Here is a 20,471-nt window from a genome sequence, read left to right as displayed (position 1 = left end):
TTTAGAAATTCTAAATAATTCCTTTTGAAAAAACTAGTTTTACCACTAAGCCTTATAGTACCGGTTTTAGTATTCTCTCAATCAAGAAAAAGAGATACCACAACGACAAGGGTTACCAGTATTGAGGAAGTTGTTTTCCAGAAAAAAGTCACCGGGAGAACAAACGACGTTACCGCAGTAAGAATTTCAGCTAAAGATGCTCAGAATGTTTCGAGTATTTCGGGCGGTGTGGAAGGTTTGCTTAAAACGCTTCCGTCTGTCAACTCCAATACCGAGCTTTCTTCACAATATATGGTACGTGGTGGAAACTATGACGAAAACCTTATCTACATTAATGATATTGAAATTTACAGGCCTTTCCTGATCAGAAATTCTCAACAGGAAGGTTTAAGTATCATCAATCCGGATATGGTTTCTACCGTTAATTTCTCTGCGGGAGGCTTTGAACCGAGATATGGTGATAAAATGTCTTCTGCTTTAAATATTTATTATCGTGAACCCAAAAAGTTTGAACTTTCCGGAGAAGCGAGTTTAATCGGCGGAAGATTGACAACAGGTTTTGCAACAGGAAAAGAAGATGAAAACGGAAATAAAAAATTTACCGCTTTATTTTCAGGAAGATACAGAAATACCAATCTGGTTCTGAATACTTTAAATGAAGACACCGATTTTAATCCGGTTTATTATGATTTTCAGTCATATCTGAATTATCATGTAAACAGCAAACTTTCATTATCATTCATCGGATATTACTCTAAGAATGATTACGAAATGTTTCCTAAAGAAAGAAGTGTTGATTTCGGGACGATAAATCAACCGATCAATCTTTCTGTTTTTTATAACGGTAAAGAAAATGACCAGTATAAAAATATGATGGGTACGGTTTCTGCAAACTACAAAGCTTCCGATAAATGGAGGTTTACATTGGATAGTTTTGCGTATCAGAATCGTGAACGAGAATATTATTCTATTGCTTCGAGCTATATTTTGCAGACTTTCGATCCGATTACAGGAAACCCGATTACTTCTTATGACGTGGGCGGACAAATCGAACATGCAAGAAACGATTTATTTGTAAGAACTTATGGGGCACAGTTCAGAACACGTTTTTCACCTAATGTAAATACAGACATCGAATTAGGTTTTAAATATGAAAAAGAAAATCTTCAGGATTTAACAAACGAATGGAAGCTTGTAGATTCTTCTGGTTACAGCACACCAAGACCAATTGATGACCCGAGATTTCCTGATGCATCAGATTTAGATTTATTCTACAGTATTGCCGGAAACAATCACATTGAGCCAACGAGATTATCGGCTTATGCACAATATTCTCAGAAGTTTTTCTGGGGCGCAAGTAAAGTTTTGGTAAATGGTGGTGCAAGAGTTGCCCATTGGAGTTTTAATAATGAAACGATTTTCTCACCAAGAGCCCAGTTTGCGATCAAACCTGATTGGGATTCCGAAATGTGGTTCAGATTATCGGGAGGAATTTATTATCAGGCTCCTTTCTATAAAGAAATAAAGGATCTGAATGGTAATTTTAATCCGAACATTAAATCTCAAAGATCAATACAGGCAATTTTAGCTAATGAATATGAATTTGAGTTTGAAGACAGACCATTTAAATTAACGACGGAATTATATTACAAAAAAATGGATAACCTGATTCCGTATTATATGGATAATGTAAGAATCCGTTATTCAGGAAAAAATAATGCTACCGGTTATGCTTACGGTATTGATACAAGATTATTCGGAGAGTTTGTTCCGGGGGTAGATTCTTGGCTTTCTGCAAGTTATGCGAGAGTTTATGAAAATATTGATGACAGGGGAAATATTCCGAGACCTACAGATCAAAGATTCAGATTTGCAATGTTCTACCAGGATTATATGCCAAGATTCCCGCAAATGCGTGTAAATCTTACGTTAACGTATGCAATGGGATTGCCAAACGGAGCTCCGGTTTTCACAGATCCTTATCAGTATCAGAAAACTTTGCCTTCATACAAAAGGGTAGATTTAGGACTTTCTTATGCATTTGTAGATGCAAAAGAGAAAAAACAAACGTACGGTTTTCTTAGTAATTTTGAAGAGCTGACTTTAGGAGTTCAGGTTTTCAATGCATTTAATATCAACAATACGGTGGCCAATCAATGGATTACCGATGCCAATACAAGTTTGATGTATCCTGTTCCGGTGCGTTTGACGGGAAGATTCTTTAATGTAAAATTAGAATTTAAAATAAAATAATATTTAATGCCACGAATGCACGAATGATTTTGAGATGGAGTAATCAAACATTTGTGCATTCGTGGCATTTTTAAAAATAATAATTTGCTAAATTAAAAATGAAAAAACATATTATTACTTTTTTGTTTTCAATATTTACCTTTTTGTCGGTAACTGCGCAGGCTAAAACAAATCCTCAACTATCAAAACTATATCAGAATTATATTGCTATAAAATCTGCCTTAGCGTCTGATGATTTTAAGAAAACGTCAATTGCAGCCGGAGAATTTATGAAAACAGCTTCTTCGATAAATTCAAAATCTTTGGATGAGAAAAAGCTGAACGCTTTAAAATCTGATGCGAAAACAATTTCTTTGGCGAAAAATATTGAAGCGCAGAGAAAACCTTTTTATAAATTATCTGAAGTCATGATTTCTATTGCTCACGAAAATAAAATTTCAGACAAAACCATTTTCGTACAGTATTGTCCGATGGCAAAAGGAAGTTGGCTGAGTAATGAAAAACAGATTATCAATCCATATTATGGAAGTTCAATGCTAAAATGCGGCTCTGTAAAATCTGAAATAGAATAAATTATAGAAAGAAACTCAATTTGAGTTTCTTTTTTTATAGCTCCAGTTTTAAAATTTTTTCAACCATTTTCTGATTGATACTTTCAGGAATCGAACGCATGAGAAAATTCCTCAGTTGATTTCCCTTTTCCCATTGCGATATTTTCCCAATTGTCCAGCTGTTTTTAACGATATAGTCTACTTTTTTTCTTCTGATTTTCTGAAATTCTTCAAAAATCGAGTTAAAATTTCGATTTTTCTCCAGTAATTTCCCAATCACATAAGCATCTTCAATCGACTGACAAGCGCCTTGCCCCATATTTGGAGTCGTTGCATGAGCAGCATCACCAATCAGACAAGTATTTTCTGCGTACCATTTTGGAATAGGAGTGAGGTCGACAATATCATTCAGAATAATATTTTCTTTTTGGGTTGATTCTAAAATTTCTAAAACCAACGAGTCAAAGTCTCGGAATGTTTCAGACAAATCAATTTTTTCTTCAAATTTATTTTCATTGACCAAGGCGTACCAATACACTTTTCTGTCGGAAATTTTTACAAAACCAAAACGTTTTCCTTTGCCCCAGATTTCCAAAGCATGATGACTGTATTTTTCCGGAAGATTGAAATCGGTTAAGCCTCTCCAACATTTTTGTCCGGCATTTCTGATACTTCCGGCTCCTAAAATTTGATTTCTGACTTTAGAATGAATCCCGTCGGCTCCGAAAACGATTTCACATTCTGTTTCAAAACCATTTTCAAATTTCAGAATATAATTTTCTTTCTTCTTAATTTGATTCAAAGAATGATTTAATTGAATATTTTCAAAACCTAAATTTTCTGCTAAAATATTCTGAAGCTCAGCTCTGTGAATGGCAACATTACAGGAGTTGAATTTCTTTTCTAAAGCCAAAACATTCGTCGTAGAAATGGTTTTAAGCTTTTCATCGGCAATACATATTCCGTGAATTTTATTTCCTTTACTTTCAATTTTTTCTTTTAAACCTAATTTGTCGAAAATCTGCATTGCATTCACTGCCATCATAATTCCGGCTCCGACAGGTTTTATTTCAGACGCAGATTCATAAATAGTAAAATCTAAGTCGTGTTGCTTGAGAATATTTCCTAAAGTTAAACCGCCGATTCCGGCTCCGATGATTGAGATTTGATTCATTAATTGGTTTTTAAATGCCACGAATACACGATATTATAATGTGAAAGTTCAATATTCGTGTATTTGTGGCAAGAATTATTTCAAGTTTTTCAATTCGCTTAATAACTGATTTTGTTTATTGACAAAATTTTCAAGACTATCCGTTTTCAAAGGATGAGCATCTTGATATTTTTCAATTTCCGGTAGAGTTTTCTTGATTTTAAAAATCGTATGTTGATCTTTAATGATGCTTGTATTTTGGTTAATTTTTACAATTAAATCTTTGATTTTCTTTGTTTTCAAATCATATCTTTCAGAACTGAATTTAATTTCTTTTTCAATTTCCTTCTTCGTCATAGAATCAATAATTGATCTTGTAAGTTCATTTGCATCATTGTAGTAACTGTCAGATTTATTGATGATAGTTTCATAATCAGAAATTACAACATTTGTTTCTTTATTTATATCCTCAATTTTCTTTTCTAATTTCTGCAATTTTTTATCATTTTTAAGTAACTCAGCATAAATATCTAACACCATATTTCCTTTTCCGCGACCACTTTTTAAAGATGTTGATGATCCTACGTTATCAACTACATTATTTTCTAAAGGTTTATTTTCAGTTTTTTCTGAGCAGGAAATTATTAATAAAAATAGAGTAGAACTAAAAAGTATTTTTTTCATGTTTGTTTTTTTGTTGCATTTGTCATTTCGACGATAGGAGAAATCTCTGAAAGTTCTTTTAAATTTTAAATATTGAGATTCTTCACTTCGCTACTCTTCGTTCAGAATGACAAATGTGATGGTTAATTTATTATTTTAATTAGTTGAATGAAGATACTTTAAATTATTAAACAAAAAAAACGGAGCCTGAAAAATCAAGCTCCGTTAATAATTATTTAAAACTAAAAATTATTTACCTAAATAAGATTTCAAAATCTTACTTCTCGTATTATGTTTCAGTCTTTTGATTGCTTTTTCTTTAATCTGACGAACTCTTTCTCTTGTAAGATCGAAAGTTTCACCGATTTCTTCCAAAGTCATTGGATGTTTTCCGTTCAATCCGAAATACAGTCTTACCAAATCAGCCTCTCTTGGCGTTAAAGTGTTCAATGCTCTTTCAATTTCGATTTGAAGAGATTCAAGCATCAAATCTTTATCCGGACTTGGAGATTCTCCTGAACGCAATACGTCGTACAAGTTAGAATCTTCACCTTCTACCAATGGCGCATCCATCGACAAATGTCTTCCGGAGTTTTTCATCGATTCTTTGATGTCTTCCTCACTCATGTCCAAAACTTCTGCCAATTCTTCCGGAGAAGGTGGTCTTTCGTTTTCCTGCTCAAGGTGCGCGTAAGCTTTATTGATTTTGTTGATCGAACCGATTTTGTTCAATGGCAATCTTACAATTCTCGACTGTTCTGCCAAAGCCTGTAAAATCGACTGACGAATCCACCAAACTGCGTAAGAGATAAATTTGAAACCTCTGGTTTCGTCATATCTTTTTGCAGCTTTCATTAATCCTAAATTCCCTTCGTTGATCAAATCGGGAAGAGAAAGTCCTTGGTTTTGGTATTGTTTAGAAACGGAAACTACGAAACGAAGGTTGGCTTTAATTAATTTTTCCAAAGCGGCTCTGTCGCCTGCACGGATTCTCTGTGCCAAATCTACTTCTTCGTCTGCTGTAATCAGTTCTACTTTACCAATTTCCTGCAAATACTTGTCTAGTGAAGCGGTTTCCCTGTTGGTAACCTGCTTGGTTATTTTTAATTGTCTCATTTATTCTGTTCTCAAAAATAGAGTTGCTATTATATTATACGCTCAAAATAATACAAAGGTTACACCAGTTGCAATATTTTTTATTAATTTAATTTAAAACAGAAAAAATAGTCGTAAATTATTCCCCTTTATATTGAGGATAAAGCGTTTATTGATTTTATCAAAAAAAATTAAATCTTTTATTTGAAGCTTTTTGACTCTGTCGAATTTGTGTTCTATTGTTTTTTTGGAGCAATTTGATTACATCGAAAAGCAGTTTTAATTTTCTATTTGAAGCTTTTTCCCGCTATCCACTGTATCTTTTTGGTAGCGGTCTCCTCTTCGTTCCGCCCGCCACCAAAAAGGATGTCGTTTTTATCGGGGCTAGGGTGTTGTTCATAAATTCAACATTCATAAATATCCACACGGTTTGTCATCCTGTAAGGATCTAAAATTGAATCTCTAATACTATGTTGAGATGCTTTCAGCATGACAAACTAAGTGAAGAATTATTACAGTTAAAACAAAAAAAAGCGAAACCAAAGTTCCGCTCTACTATTTTTAAGTCATAATTCAAAATTGACTTTTAAAATTCACCATTGACGATTCACATTAAAACAAATCATTCAGTAATTTCGCCAATCTCAAACCTCCATAAAGAAGCTGTCTTTCCATGACGTCATTAAATTTATACTGGTAATCGTAAGACAATTTCGAACCATCCGGAGTTTGTGCGTAAATTTTATTAGCAATCTGATGAGAATCGTACAACCAGTTTTCCAACGTTCCGGATTGAATTTGTTTTACTTCATCTTTCGATTTAATATCCAAAAGTTTTGCGTATTCTGTGTAGCTGTATTTTTGTGAATCAACCAATTTTCCGTCCCAAACAGAGTGTAAATTGGTCTTGTCTCCAAAATAAGTAACACTGATTTTATTTCCCCCTAAATCTTCAGATCTTCCTGTATGCATCGGCTGTGCTAAATCTCCCATCATGTGAATGAGGAAAATCAAAGCAATTTTTCTGTCTTTTTCAGAAGTTTTTTCATCTTTAATCTGGCTCGACAATACTTTAATCTGAGAATAAAGATTGGCTCCTGCCTGAGCTTTTAAGTCTTTTTCGAATGCAGCAAAATCTGTTTTTGGATCGATGTTTACGTAATGCCAAGCTGAAGCCTGCTTCCAGACACCGGTCGTATCAGATTTAATAAAATCCGGCCAGTTTGCCCAATACGCCATTCTTTCCTGCCCCAACATTTTTCTGATCTCTCTTTTAGCCTTTCCTGAAAGATGGTTTTCTGCAATCTCAGCAATCACTCGGTGTCCCGTTAATCCCCATGCGTATGAATAAACCGAACTTGCAACAAATGCCAAAAGCAGAATTTTAGAATAAATACTTTTCATTTCTTTAATTAATTTTCGAGTTGCAAAGATAAGCCAGCCTTACCGAAATTATGGTTGAAAATGATGATTTGTTGGTTATTGCACTGTTAATTTTATGTAAAATCACAGACGAATTTTATTTAATAAAGATTAATGCAAAAGAAAATCAGTAAATTAGATCAGATAAAGAATTTAAGTGTAAAAAATTAATATAAATTCTTTTTCAATAATAGGAGATATTTTATCTTTACGATACCAATTAAGATCACACAAATAAATATGTACGACAACAGCACGATAGAAATGAATTACAACAAGCTGCAGACAGACTTTAAAGCTGAAGCAGTTGCCGTAAATCTTTTGAAATATCACCGATCTGTAAGCAATATTTTTATTGAAAGAATAGGCATCAACGACAGAGCTTATCTGAAGGATATTAAAAGTATTTCAAGCCATTATCTAGGATTTGACGAAGAAGTTCTCAATATCAGAACTTACCGTGAAGGAATTTATGATTATCTTCCGGAAGGACTTTTTCATCCGCCTTCTCTCAATACTTCAAGAAAAAATGTTGAAAGTGTTGTAAAAGAGATCCGCAAACAAAAAAGAGTGGAAGATGATGCAAGAAAGTTCTTCAGACCTTTCGAGCTTGAAATTTTCTTTACCGAAATCAGCGCTTTGCTGAAAGAATTTGATTTCGATTTGGCAAGCGAAACAGATTCTCTTCTCCACATCTTCAGTGATCTCTGGCCGATCATTAAAATGCTCGATAAACAGAATGCTTATATTTTCCTTCATATTTTGCCATTTTTCCACAACATCAGAGGCGATAAAAAGTGGTTTGAACGTTGCATGACCGCTTTTCTGAAAGTTCCTGTAGAAATTACTTTTACACCAAATGAAATCGACAGAATGAAAGAAGACGATTCTTCTATTCTTTTGGGAAATTCAAGACTGGGAGTTACCTATATAGCAAGCGGAAAACACATGGACGGCGAAAGAAACTGGATCGTAAATATCGGTCCGATTCCTTATGATGAGATGAAAAATTATATTCCGGGCAATCCTTTCAGGAAAGTTTTGCAAGCTTTGTACGATTATTGCCTTCCTGTTTCTGTAGATATTGAAGAAAATTTTATCACAGAGAAAAAAGACTATTCTTTTGTGCTGGAAGACGATCAAAGAAATGCAAACAGGCTCGGTTATTCTACGTTTCTGTAAAAATTTTTAAGTATATTTACAATTCATCAATCAAACTAAATATTAAAAGAAATCAATGGAAATTTCTTCAGTAAAAGGTATATTTTTCAGGTATATTTTGGTGCCGCTTCTTGCTGTCATTATGATGTTCATTTTGGGAGCTATCCGAAAAAGCCAGCCTGCCATAAAAATAAGAACAATGATTGTTTATGTTCTTTTGTGCAGTCTGTGTCTGGCGTTACCGGGTTTTTTCGGTTTTGCGGGTAATACTTTCAATCCTTATTGGTATTTGATCGCGCAGATTATTTATCTGGTTTTTGGGATTCTCCACGTAAATCTGATGCATAATTTTTTCAGAAAACATTTTAAATCTCAGACGAAGAGTATTTTATTTGAATCTATTCTTTCAATAACGTGTGCTCTTGTAGGTGCTTATCTTTTTGTTCTGATTTTCGGATGGATCGGCAAAGGAACAGGATATCCTATAATGTCCGCAACCAGTGTTTTAATATTTTTTGTACCATTGGTTTTTTATTATTGCTATATTCAGCTGATAAGCATTCCTGTTGATATTTATAAAACATGGAGATATTCTCCGGATCAGAAACCACCAGATTTCGACGGTGCAGATTTTGATCGCTTAATGGTTTTAAATGTTGAACTGAGTAAAAATCTTGAAGATGCCAACAGATTCAGAATTAAAGCGAAAACTCTACCAACGGGAGTCACTTTCGGAGATTGGTTTTTCAGAGTGGTAGATGATTACAACCATAAAAATCCAAAGTCAATTATTCATTTAACTGACGAACAGAGAGAACCTTATTACTGGATTTTTTATACCAAAAAATCGTTTTTTAGCTTCAGAAAATATATCGATTTCGATCAGGATATTACGACAAATACGATTTCAGAAAATGAAGTGGTGATTTGTAAGAGAGTGATTCAGCACGAAGAAGAAGGAAAAAAGTAAAATTAAAATCACAAATAAAAGTATTACAATATGATACAGCCCATAAAACATTTTGCTATCAACTGGGTTGATGGAATGAAGGTCTCACAGAGACATCTTAACGATCAGGACAATTTTTTAATCGATACCATTAGAGATTCTAGCTCTCTTCCTATAACCAATTATAATTACGGTTTGCTGCCATTGTCTAATGAGTTTACCGATAAAACCATTTTTGATGTTCATAATACGGCAACCAATGATGTGCAGCTTTTTATCAAAAATTGCAGTGCAGTAACTTTAGCAGGGTATAGATTAGAACTTAAAGATCGTAGAGTCAGTGTAAAATCTCTGGCTAAATCTTTAAATATTGATGAGAACCAAATGGATGGAGAATACTATATTTTAGTTTCCGTAAATCCTTTTGATAAAGTACCTTTCGGAGATATTGATCCTGAAGAAATTCCGCCGAGACATCCAAATGCCCATTCAAATTATCATATTGAATTGCTTCCTGTAAGTTCGCTGAACAGCAATTATTCGGGAGGAAATTATCTGGTTGTGGGGAAAGTAGATTTTAAAGGAAATATAGCGCAGGTTAATACCAATTTTATTCCGCCCTGTACATCGATTCAGAGCCATCCGGTTTTGATTGATTATTACAACGGATTTGCAAAATCTATCGGGAATTTACAGCAATATGCGTTTAAAATCATTCAGAAAGCTTCTCATAAAAATCAAAATACTTCTTTAGCATTAAATGTGAAAGCCTTGTGTAATGTTTTGGTGAATACTTTCGGAGATATGTATTTTCAGTTCAGAAATATCATTCCGTATCAACCGCCGGTTTTTTTAATTGAAACTTTTGCAAAATTAGCGTTGAGAATGTACAATTCTACACAGATTCTTGTTCCGGGAGAATTAGAAGAGATGCTGAATTACAGCTTAGAATGGAGCGAAATTGCGCCTCATACTTTACTGAACCAGCTTTCGACAGTGGCAGAAACGAATTATGACCATCACAATTCGGGCGAACCGTTATTGCATATCAGTTTGATGCTGAAAAGTCTCGAAAATATTTTCTCAAAATTAAGCGAGCTTGATTATATCGGGCAGAGAAGAGAAAACATCATTGTCAACGAGCAGGAGGTTTCTTCAAATACCAATCCGAAAAGAGGTTGGAGTGTTTTAGATTAAAGATAATAAATTTAAAAATAGATAAATCCCGATACTTCAAATTCGGGATTTTTTGTATAAAATTGTCAGATAAAAATTAAAATCTGCGTCATCTGCCAAATCTGCGAGAGGGAAGTATTCATCATTATTCTAGATAGATTTAGTTCACGCAGATTATACAGATCACGCAGATTAAATAGCTTAAATAAAATCTACAAATAAGAAATGAATACAGATAAAATAAGACAGGAAATAAGGGGTTTAAGAGATGGTAAACTATTCTTCAACAATGCCGGTTCTTCGTTAATGCCCAATATTGTGGTGGATTCGATGATCGATTATTTTCATCAGGAAGAGCAATTCGGTGGATATGAAGTTGCTAACAGGAATGCAGAATTGCTTGAAAATTTTTACGCTGAAACGGCGAGACTGATTCATTCTAAGCCTTCCAATATTGCCTTCATGACGAGTGCTACAGAAGCTTTCGCGAAAGCACTTTCAAGCATTATTTTTATAGAAGGTGATGTAATTATCACCACAATTGACGATTATATTTCTAATCAGATTACGTTTATTTCACTTCAAAAGAGATTGAATGTAAAAATTATCAGACTAAAAAAATTGGATAATAACGAACTTGATTTTGAAGAACTTGAAAATTTAATTAAAGAACATCAGCCAAAATTGGTTGCCGTTACCCATATTCCAACAAATTCAGGATTGATTCAGGATGTTGAAAGTGTCGGAAAAATCTGCCGGCAATATGATGTTTTGTATTTGGCAGATTGTTGCCAATCGGTCGGACAAATGGTTGTTGATGTCGAAAAAATAGGCTGTGACTTCCTTACTGCGACCGGGAGAAAATTTATGAGAGGACCAAGAGGAAGCGGATTCTTATATGTTTCAGACAGAGTTTTGGAACAGGATTATGCACCGGTTTTATTGGATATGAGAGGAGCGCATTGGTCCGAATTTGATAACTATGAATTATTCAAGACCGCAAAAAGGTTTGAGCATTGGGAAGTTTCTTATGCAGCAGTTTTAGGAATGATGGAAGCAGTAAGATATGCCAACAATATTGGTTTAGAACAAATTGAAAATTATAATAAAAATTTAGCTGAAACATTAAGAACAAATCTTTCAGAAAGTGGTTTTAAAGTTTTAGATATTGGAAAAAATTTAAGCAGTATCGTTACTTTTTGCGGACCGGACAATGATTTGGAGAATATTCAAAATGTTTTGAGAGATAATAACGTATTTTTTTCTGCAAGCTACAAACATTCAGCGTTAATTGATTTTACCGACAAAAAAGTTGACGGAGCAGTACGACTTTCACCACATTATTTCAATACATTAGAAGAAATCGAAAGGGTTTCTGAAATTTTGAGTAAAAGTTTAATATAAATTATTTATCTTATTTTATTTAGAAAATATATTTTGGTCTTTGCTGAGTGAAATCGTAGATTCGACGAAGTCAAACGCCTTTGCGAACTTAAAAACGGTGAATTACATAAAGAAAAATCTTTGCGCTCTTTGCGTTAAAATTAAGAGTTAGGATAAAGCATTGAATTAATTACTTTTCATTAAATTCGTGAAAAATCAAAAAGAAAATGAAGATCAAGTTAACCATCTGTCTTCTTGCGTTTCTCAATTTTTATGAAGCTCAGGAAAATATTACGTATCAGAAACCATCTGCAGAAATTCTTAAACTTGCAGATTATGACCGACCACCAAGTGTTTTGACCAATTCAAAAAAAGATTGGGTAATTTTCACTTACAGACCAACGTATAAAACTTTGGATGACCTTAATCAGCAGGAAATGAAACTGGGAGGTTTAAGAATCAATCCGGTGACGAATATTTCAAGTACGATTACGTATTCAAACAACCTGAAAGTTCGTAAAATGAATGATAAGACTGAAATTCAGGTAAAAGGTCTTCCGCAAAATCCAAAGATTACGAATACTAATTTTTCTCCTGACGAAAAGAAATTGGCTTTTACCAATACTACCGATAAAGGAGTTGAGCTTTGGGTAGTTGATTTGGAAACGGCAACGGCGAAAAAAATTACAAAAGATAATCTTAATGCAAACTTACATTATCCGTTTGTTTGGATGAAAGATTCCCAAAGTTTTCTGATAAAAGTGTTGCCTGAAAACAGATCACAATTGATTGATTCTTCAAAAGATCTTCCTACAGGTCCGATTGTTTCCACGGCAGACGGAAAAGTTTCTCAGAACAGAACGTATCAGGATTTGCTTAAAAATCCGCAGGATGAAAAGAATTTTGAAACACTTACTCATTCAGAATTGTATCATGTTGATTTGAATGGCAATCTTAAAAAGTTTAAAGACAAAGATATTTTTTATACGCTAAGTTATTCTCCAGATGGAAATTATTTAATGGCAACGACAATTAAAAAACCGTTTTCTTATATCGTTCCTTTGAGCAGATTTCCTTTGACTGCAAAAGTGTATGATGCAAAAGGAGTAGAAGTAAAGGTGGTAAATGAAGTTCCGCTTACCGAAATTATGCCTAAAGGTTTTTCATCAGTAAGAACCGGGAAAAGAGATATGACCTGGAGAGCAGATCAGCCTGCAACATTGATTTTTGCGGAAGCTTTAGATGGCGGAGATCAATCTAAAATTGTTGATTTCAGAGACGAAATTTTCACATGGAACGCTCCGTTTAATGATCAACCAAAATCTTTTTTTAAAACGAAACAAAGATATGAAGGCACAAGCTGGACGAATAATCACTACGCCATTGTTTCTGAAGGTTGGTACGATACAAGAAATACAAAATCCTATCTGGTTGATTTGAATAACGGCGAATCGAAAGTCATCGAAGACAGAAATTATCAGGATGTCTACAATGATCCGGGAAGTTTCAACACCACTAAAAATGACTTTGGAAGATATGTTATCGATATGAAAGGCGAAAAATCTTATCTGATTGGAGCCGGATTTACCAAAGATGGGCAACATCCTTTCATTGATGAAATGGATATGAAGTCTTTAAAAAAGAAAAGACTGTACACTTCAAATCTCAAAGGAGCTAAAGAAGAAATCATTGATATTATTGATCCTAAAAAAGGAGAGGTGCTAACAATTCAGCAATCGGCAAATCAGTATCCGAATTATTATAAGAAAAATATTAAGACTAATAAATCTGAGCCCGTTACGAATTTTGCCAATCCGTTTGAAAGCATTAAAGATGTTTATAAAGAAGTAATTACATACAAAAGAAATGACGGAGTTACTTTAACGGGAACGCTTTATTTACCTGCAAACTACGACAGAAAATCGAAAAAAGAAAAGCTTCCGTTATTAATCTGGGCGTATCCTACAGAATATAAAGACAAAAATACGGCCGGACAGAATACTCAGAATCCGAATGATTTTACGTTTCCATATTACGGCTCGTTCGTGTATTGGACGGCAAAAGGATATGCCGTGCTTGATGATGCTGCATTCCCGATTATCGGTGAAGGAAAGACTGAACCGAATGATACTTTCATTCCGCAATTGGTTGCCAACGGAAAAGCAGCCATTGATGCAGTAGACCAATTAGGATACATTGATCGAACAAAAGTTGCAGTAGGTGGACATTCGTATGGTGCTTTTATGACGGCGAATCTTTTAACACATTCCAAAGATTATGCGTGCGGAATTGCAAGAAGTGGTGCATATAACAGAACTTTGACGCCATTTGGATTCCAGAGTGAGCAGAGAAATTACTGGGATGTTCCGGAAATTTACAACACGATGTCTCCGTTTATGAATGCCGATAAAATGAAAACGCCAATGTTATTGGTTCATGGTGATGCAGACAATAATCCGGGAACATTTACTTTACAGACCGAAAGATATTTCCAGGCTTTGAAAAATCTGGGCGCCCCAGTGAGAATGGTTCTACTTCCAAAAGAATCTCACGGCTATGCCGCCAAAGAAAATATTCTTCATTTGCTTTGGGAACAGGATCAGTTCTTAGAGAAATGTCTGAAAAAATAATTATACTTAAAACTCGTTCTGTGGAGCGGGTTTTTTTATTGATTTAATTTAAATAATTCATATTCTATTCATTTTAGTTTTTGTAATTTTCTGCTGATAAAACTGAGTATAAATTATAGATATCGAAAGGCATCTATCTTAAATAAAATTATGTTAAGAACCAATCAAGATTTTTTAGATTATTTATGGGTACTTTATAATAGTCAGCAGCATAAAGGCAATATTATATTAGAATCCTTTGAAAAAGACGAAAAATTATTGACGCAGAATGAAGTCTCTGATAAAATAATGCTCATCAAAAGCGGAATTACCAAATGTTTTTTCACAGAAGAAAATAAGGAGGAATACATTGTTGAGTTTTTGGGAAAAGGTGAAATTCTCGGGGAAATTGAAATGATGAAAAATGTTCCGTGTATCTGCAGCATTGAAGCGATTACGGAAGTTTCTGTATTTACCGTTACCATTCCTTATTTTCAGTCGCTGATTAAAAACGATCTCAATTTAAACAACTTATTGCTTGATGTTTTTGCAGAACGTATTGTGAACACCTCAAACAGATCGTCTTATCAGCAACTTCATGCTACAGAACATACTTTGTCTCAACTTTTGGAACTCAAAGCAAAAGAAATGAAAATTTCAAAAGAAGATATGGCGTCTTATCTGGGAACTACCGTTAGAAGTCTGAATAAGGCTTTAAAAGATAATGAAAAGAAAAAATCTGTATGATTTAATGTAACCTAAAATCTTCCAGTATCTTTGTATAATACTGTTTAAGAAAAATGGAAGATTTAATATTCAGAGACGCACGACTTGAAGATTTGAAAAGAATTGTTGAAATTTACAACTCAACCATCGGATCCAGAATGGTTACGGCAGATACCGAAGAAATTTCTGTAGAAAGCAGACATCAGTGGTTTTATGAGCACAATCCTGAAAGAAGACCGCTTTGGATAGTAGAAGATACAGAAAATAATATCGTTGGTTGGGTTAGTTTTTCATCATTTTATGGCAGACCGGCTTATAACGGAACGGTTGAAGTAAGCATTTACATGGATGAAAATTTCCGTGGAAAAGGCTACGGCAAAAAGACCTTGCAATACTGTGTCGATAATGCCGGAAAATTTGGAATTAAGACTTTACTGGGGTTCATATTTCTGCATAACGAACCAAGCATAAAGCTTTTCCAAAACTTCGGTTTTGAAGATTGGGGAATTTTGCCAAACGTCGCAGTTCTGGATGGGATAGAACGTACTTTGAAAATAATGGGGAAAAGGATTAATTAATTTTGTCTATTGTTTTTCCAAAACTCCATTAGATGATTATACCAAAAGCTCCCGTCAATTTACAAAAATCGACGGGAGCTTTCTGAAAAAGTAAACTTGTACTTTTAGAAAAATCTAATTTTATTTTTTGAAATTAGGTTGTTTATCTTTTTCAATAAAAATATATCTGCTTTTTATTCCATTTTGCAACATCCCTTTTTTTCTGTTAAGTTCATCTACTGTCTCAATAGTTTCATTTTTAAAGTTGGCTTTACCTCCGTTTTTTATATTGTCAGAAAGCATTCTTGTAGGATTCAAGTATAAATCTTCGAGATAAGCGTTGAATTTTTGATTGCTCACCGTTATTGCTTGTTTGCCAAAATGAGTTTCCACAAAATCATTTGTGTCGTAAGTTTGTGACAATTTTACATTTTTTTTAAGCTGATAGATAAAATTTTTCTCAGCATCTTCCAAAAGGAATATCAGACCTGGAAGTCCACGAAATTTATAAGGTCCTTCCTTTATATTAATATCATTTGAGAACCATGCAATCCAATTTCTGCCTCCAAATTTGGTTACTGCCTTTTGAAGCTTATATCCATTGTAGTCTTTAGTTTCCTGCAAAAGTTTCCAAGACATTTCATCATTGGTCTTTACGACAAAATAGTCAAAAAAGTCTCTGTACCAATTATTTTTGTTAGAATTGATTTCTCTTGAGATAATCTGATCTGTTCTGGTGCTATATTTTGATACGGTGGTCTTTGCGGCTCTGTTAATAGAATCGTATTCAGCAAATGTTTGATCATAAAACTTTACCTTTTCAGCAGAGATATCCAGATTCATCAATGTTTTTCTGTAGTCTTCTGTAGAATCACTTCGGTACTGTAGCTCGTAAACAAATCTGTTCGTTTGAGATTGATAAAAAAGATTCATGATAATACCGATGAAAATAAGTGTTTTTTGCATTTTATTATTTGAAATGTTTAGCAAATATAATAATTATACACATTAAAGTGAATAATATTTAGTTTATTACAACTCTTTTTTCATCATCAAATCTGTCTGTTTTTCATCTCCGAACAGAAAAATATGTTGATCAAATTCTACAAAACCATTTTTTTTATAAAATTGTACAGCCCTGTGATTTTCTTCCCAAACTCCTAGCCAGACATATTTCAGGTTTTTATTTTTTGCAATTTCTAATGCTTTATCATATAAAATCTGTCCTACTTTTTTACCATGAAAATCTTTTGAAACATAAATCCTTTCGATTTCAAGAGAATTCTTGTCCTGCAATTCGGTTTGTGCATTTCCTGAATTTACTTTTAAATATCCTATAACTTCATTGTCAGACAAAGCAAAATAAAATTGAGAATTTTCGTTTTGAATTTCTGAGGTTAATTTTTCAGTAGTAAAACCTTCATTCAGATATTTTTCCATATTTTCTGCGGTATTGTGTGGTGAGAAAGTATCGAAAAAAGTTTGTTTGGCAATCTCCTGCAATGATTTTACATCTTTTTCATCAATTTTTCTAAGTATAATCTGTTCCATGATGTTATCTGATATTTTTATTTTTCAATTTTATAAACTACACCTTCCTGTCCATCAAAATCGAAGGCTTTTTCAAATTTGAGTCCGATTTTTTCTAAAACTTTTATGGATGCCATATTTTCTTTCATCGCTCTTCCGACAATCGTTTTTAAATGTAATTCATTAAAACCGTAATCCAGACAGGCTTTTGCGCTTTCTGTACCAAACCCTTGATTCCAAAAATGTTCAAAAAACCGAAATCCAATATCGGTTTCATCTAAATCTTCATCATATTTTAAGCCACACCAACCCAAAAATTGATTTGTTGATTTATTAATAACTGCCCATCTTCCATAGCCGTTTCTTTGGTAATCGGAGTAGTTTTCAAGAAATTCTCTGGCTTCATTGATGTCTTTAAAAGCAGAATTTCCTGTATATTTTATAACATTTAGATTTGAATTTAATTTATAGAAGTTTTCTGCATCGCTGATGTCAAATTCTCTGAGCAAAAGGCGGTTGGTTTCTAAGATTGTTTTCATCAAGCATTAGTTTCGAATTTTAAAGATAGCAAATAAGAAAGCGATCCAAAGACCGCTTTCAAATTTATATTTTATTTCCTTTAATCCGTCTTGCAGACATATTCAGGAAACGTTTTACCAGCATACATGCAGAAATCGTTAATCCCAATCCGAGCGCAATCCACATTCCGAAAGCGCCCATTTCCATGGTCACGCAAAGGAAATAGCCCAAAGGAATGGTAATCAGCCAATACGCAATAAATGTATAAATAGAAGGAATTTTCACGTCCTGCAAACCTCTCAACATTCCTAAAGCCGTTACCTGAATTCCGTCAGAAAGCTGGAATAAAGCTGCAATAATCATCAGTTTTGATGCTAAAGTTATCACTTCCACTTCTTCAGGTTTTGTAAAGAAGGTTGGCAAAATATTTCTTCCCACAATAAATACAAAGCCACAAATACACATGAATAAAAATGCAATTTTGAGGTTGTTGATTCCTATTTTTCTTAACTCAACAAAATTCTGTTCGCCCAGTTTTCTGCCGATCATTACCGTTGAAGCTACACTGAATCCGATACATAAATTAAAGGTAAATGAAGCCATACTCAACGCAATCTGGTGCGAAGCAATATCGTGAGCTGAAATCAATCCGCAGATAAATGCAGCTCCTGCAAATGCGGTTACCTCAAAAAACATCTGTAAAGCGGTAGGGAAACCTAATCGTATCATTTTCTCAAACATTTTCTTAGAGAAAACCTGCATTTTCAATGAAAATTCTTTGATGTACTGTCTTGTTTTTTTCTCTTTTAATAAAACGAAATAAAGAAAAACAACCATGAAAATTCTGGCAATCAAACTAGCTAAAGCAGAACCTTTCACGCCCATTTCAGGAAAGATCCAAAGTCCTTTGATGAAAACATAATTTAGAACAATGTTGATGACATTGGCAATAATTGTAGCCTTTGTTACTCCAATGGTGTACGACAAACCTTCAGAAACTTCTCTCAAAGTCTGAAATGCCATAAACGGAACAATACTGATTGCCATAATAGTTAAGAAATCAACCGTATCGGGAATAATTTTTGCGGGCTGCCCAGAATGATAGAGTAGCGGCATTCCCAAAAACAGAATTCCCATCAGAATAATTCCGACGGACATATTGATCACAAATCCATGACTGAAAACAGAATTGATCGTTTTGTGATCATGCTGTGAATGTGCTTCCGAAACCAATGGCGGAATGGCAAAAGAAAATCCCAATGCCAAAACAAACATCGAGAAAAAAACGGCGTTTCCTAAAGATACTGAAGCCAAAGCATCTGCGCCAAGTAATTTCCCAACGATAATATTGTCGAATAGGTTTACAGAAACCTGCCCAACTTGCGTAAGCATTACCGGAAGAGCCAATGTGAGGGCTTCTTTCGTGTAATTTTTATTTAAAAACTTCATAACAGTTCAAAAAAAAATTTGCAGCATAATTACTGCAAATTTTTATAATTTATTTTAATTAATAATTAAATTATTTTCTTACAAAACTTGCAACATCCTCTTCAGAAACAGAGCTTCCTCCAAGAATAATTAATCTTTCAACCACATTTCTAAGTTCTCTGATATTTCCGGTCCATGAAAGAGCTTTTAAAGCATCAATCGCTTTATCATCAAATTTTTTCATGGCAGTACCATGTTCATCAGCAATGATTCCCGAAAAATGATTTACCAAAAGACTGATGTCTTCCTTTCTTTCATCCAATGGCGGAACGTAGATTTCAATAACAGAAAGTCTGTGGTATAAATCTTCTCTGAATCTTCCCGCCTCAATTTCTGTCTGCATATTTTTGTTGGTTGCAGCCAAAACTCTTACATCCACTTTGATTTCTTTATCGCTTCCTACAGGAGAAACTTTACTTTCCTGCAATGCTCTCAACACTTTTGCCTGAGCGATAAGACTCATATCTCCAATTTCATCTAAGAAAATGGTTCCTCCGTTTGCCTGCTCAAATTTCCCCTGCTTGTCTTTAATTGCTCCAGTAAACGAACCTTTTACATGTCCGAAAAGTTCAGATTCAATCAATTCAGAAGGAATAGCGGCACAGTTTACCTCAATCATCGGTCCTCTTGATCTTTCACTTAGGTTGTGAATCGCATGAGCTACCAATTCTTTTCCGGCTCCGTTTGGACCTGTAATTAAAACTCTTGCATCCGAAGCGGCAACTTTTTCGATCATATCCTGAATTTTTTTCAAGGCAGCAGATTCACCAATCATTTGGTATTTTTTGTTGACTTTCTTTTTCAGGGTTTTATTTTCGGTCTGAAGATTTTTGTTTTCTTTCTTAAGAGTTTCCTTTACCAAGGCATTTTTCACACTTGTTATCAGTCTGTTGATATCAATTGGCTTGGAAATAAAATCGTATGCACCATCCTTTAAACACGAAACTGCAGAATCGATGTCGGCATGACCGGAAATCATGATGAATGTTGTTTCAGGTTTCAGGGCTAAACTTTGCTTTAAAAGCTCTGTTCCTGAAAGTTTTGGCATTTTGATGTCTGAAATCACCAATGCGAAATCTTCTTTCTCAACCTGTTTATAGCCTTCTAAACCGTCATCAGCAATGACAAATTCATAATCGGTTAATTCATCCGAAAGAATACTGTGAAGTACTCCGGATATTGCTTTTTCGTCTTCTACAATAAGGATTTTTTGCATAGTTGCAAATTTAGTTAATT

General features: G+C 34.0%; 18 protein-coding genes. 9 read left to right on the top strand and 9 right to left on the bottom strand.

The genetic code is table 11. The features are described 5' to 3' along the window. The first annotated feature begins 24 nt into the window (after positions 1 to 24). Both BA768_RS17330 and BA768_RS17325 read left to right on the top strand, forming a co-directional pair. Complete coding sequence (locus BA768_RS17330; RefSeq protein ID WP_065721780.1) at positions 25 to 2,253, top strand: TonB-dependent receptor plug domain-containing protein; 2,229 nt, start codon at positions 25 to 27, stop codon at positions 2,251 to 2,253. A 98-nt stretch (positions 2,254 to 2,351) separates the two neighbouring features. Next, on the top strand, positions 2,352 to 2,825 hold the full coding sequence (locus BA768_RS17325) for a DUF3347 domain-containing protein (RefSeq protein ID WP_034676006.1): 474 nt from the start codon (positions 2,352 to 2,354) through the stop codon (positions 2,823 to 2,825). Positions 2,826 to 2,859: 34 nt separating this feature from the next. On the opposite strand, the gene BA768_RS17320 is transcribed toward BA768_RS17325, so the two are convergent. The 4 genes from BA768_RS17320 to BA768_RS17305 all read right to left on the bottom strand — a co-directional run bounded on the left by BA768_RS17320 (position 2,860) and on the right by BA768_RS17305 (position 7,119). Next, positions 2,860 to 3,978, bottom strand: coding sequence for an FAD-dependent monooxygenase (locus BA768_RS17320; RefSeq protein WP_065721779.1), 1,119 nt, complete (start codon positions 3,976 to 3,978; stop codon positions 2,860 to 2,862). Between the two features lie 75 nt (positions 3,979 to 4,053). Beyond that, positions 4,054 to 4,641 carry a hypothetical protein gene (locus BA768_RS17315; RefSeq protein ID WP_065721778.1) on the bottom strand — a complete coding sequence of 196 codons (588 nt, stop codon included), beginning with the start codon at positions 4,639 to 4,641 and terminating at the stop codon, positions 4,054 to 4,056. Positions 4,642 to 4,869: 228 nt separating this feature from the next. Next, the gene (locus tag BA768_RS17310) at positions 4,870 to 5,736 is read right to left on the bottom strand and encodes an RNA polymerase sigma factor RpoD/SigA (protein ID WP_027385416.1); all 867 of its coding nucleotides are present in this window, start codon (positions 5,734 to 5,736) and stop codon (positions 4,870 to 4,872) included. 591 nt (positions 5,737 to 6,327) lie between these two features. Continuing rightward, positions 6,328 to 7,119, bottom strand: coding sequence for a S1/P1 nuclease (locus BA768_RS17305; RefSeq protein WP_065721777.1), 792 nt, complete (start codon positions 7,117 to 7,119; stop codon positions 6,328 to 6,330). Positions 7,120 to 7,377: 258 nt separating this feature from the next. Between BA768_RS17305 and BA768_RS17300 the strand changes: the two genes are divergently transcribed. The 7 genes from BA768_RS17300 to BA768_RS17270 all read left to right on the top strand — a co-directional run bounded on the left by BA768_RS17300 (position 7,378) and on the right by BA768_RS17270 (position 15,719). Next, entirely contained in the window at positions 7,378 to 8,319 is a 942-nt protein-coding gene (locus BA768_RS17300) for a type VI secretion system baseplate subunit TssG (RefSeq protein WP_065721776.1), read from the top strand. A gap of 55 nt (positions 8,320 to 8,374) precedes the next feature. Continuing rightward, entirely contained in the window at positions 8,375 to 9,268 is an 894-nt protein-coding gene (locus BA768_RS17295) for a TssN family type VI secretion system protein (protein ID WP_065721775.1), read from the top strand. 30 nt (positions 9,269 to 9,298) lie between these two features. Beyond that, positions 9,299 to 10,444 (top strand): hypothetical protein, encoded by a 1,146-nt coding sequence (locus tag BA768_RS17290; protein ID WP_034676019.1) that lies wholly within the window; start codon positions 9,299 to 9,301, stop codon positions 10,442 to 10,444. Positions 10,445 to 10,648: 204 nt separating this feature from the next. Further along, complete coding sequence (locus BA768_RS17285; protein ID WP_065721774.1) at positions 10,649 to 11,827, top strand: aminotransferase class V-fold PLP-dependent enzyme; 1,179 nt, start codon at positions 10,649 to 10,651, stop codon at positions 11,825 to 11,827. A gap of 206 nt (positions 11,828 to 12,033) precedes the next feature. Next, positions 12,034 to 14,436, top strand: coding sequence for an alpha/beta hydrolase family protein (locus BA768_RS17280; protein ID WP_065721773.1), 2,403 nt, complete (start codon positions 12,034 to 12,036; stop codon positions 14,434 to 14,436). A 150-nt stretch (positions 14,437 to 14,586) separates the two neighbouring features. Then, complete coding sequence (locus BA768_RS17275) at positions 14,587 to 15,162, top strand: Crp/Fnr family transcriptional regulator (protein ID WP_065721772.1); 576 nt, start codon at positions 14,587 to 14,589, stop codon at positions 15,160 to 15,162. Between the two features lie 53 nt (positions 15,163 to 15,215). Further along, the gene (locus BA768_RS17270; protein ID WP_034676030.1) at positions 15,216 to 15,719 is read left to right on the top strand and encodes a GNAT family N-acetyltransferase; all 504 of its coding nucleotides are present in this window, start codon (positions 15,216 to 15,218) and stop codon (positions 15,717 to 15,719) included. A 120-nt stretch (positions 15,720 to 15,839) separates the two neighbouring features. Here the strand turns inward: BA768_RS17270 and BA768_RS17265 are convergent, their stop codons facing one another. From BA768_RS17265 to BA768_RS17245, 5 genes are all read right to left on the bottom strand, one after another. Then, positions 15,840 to 16,664 (bottom strand): GLPGLI family protein, encoded by an 825-nt coding sequence (locus BA768_RS17265; protein ID WP_065721771.1) that lies wholly within the window; start codon positions 16,662 to 16,664, stop codon positions 15,840 to 15,842. Positions 16,665 to 16,730: 66 nt separating this feature from the next. Further along, complete coding sequence (locus BA768_RS17260) at positions 16,731 to 17,249, bottom strand: GNAT family N-acetyltransferase (protein WP_065721770.1); 519 nt, start codon at positions 17,247 to 17,249, stop codon at positions 16,731 to 16,733. Between the two features lie 17 nt (positions 17,250 to 17,266). Continuing rightward, a complete protein-coding gene (locus BA768_RS17255; protein WP_065721769.1) occupies positions 17,267 to 17,767 on the bottom strand; it encodes a GNAT family N-acetyltransferase in 501 nt (166 codons plus the stop codon). Between the two features lie 64 nt (positions 17,768 to 17,831). Beyond that, positions 17,832 to 19,196 carry an MATE family efflux transporter gene (locus BA768_RS17250; RefSeq protein ID WP_065721768.1) on the bottom strand — a complete coding sequence of 455 codons (1,365 nt, stop codon included), beginning with the start codon at positions 19,194 to 19,196 and terminating at the stop codon, positions 17,832 to 17,834. Positions 19,197 to 19,266: 70 nt separating this feature from the next. Continuing rightward, positions 19,267 to 20,451 carry a sigma-54-dependent transcriptional regulator gene (locus tag BA768_RS17245; protein ID WP_034676039.1) on the bottom strand — a complete coding sequence of 395 codons (1,185 nt, stop codon included), beginning with the start codon at positions 20,449 to 20,451 and terminating at the stop codon, positions 19,267 to 19,269. Positions 20,452 to 20,471: the final 20 nt, after the last annotated feature.

The organism is Chryseobacterium sp. CBo1, assembly GCF_001693475.1.
Classification (GTDB): domain Bacteria; phylum Bacteroidota; class Bacteroidia; order Flavobacteriales; family Weeksellaceae; genus Chryseobacterium; species Chryseobacterium formosense.
Note: the sequence above shows the minus strand (reverse complement) of the source record. Positions and strands in the feature narration are given on the sequence as shown.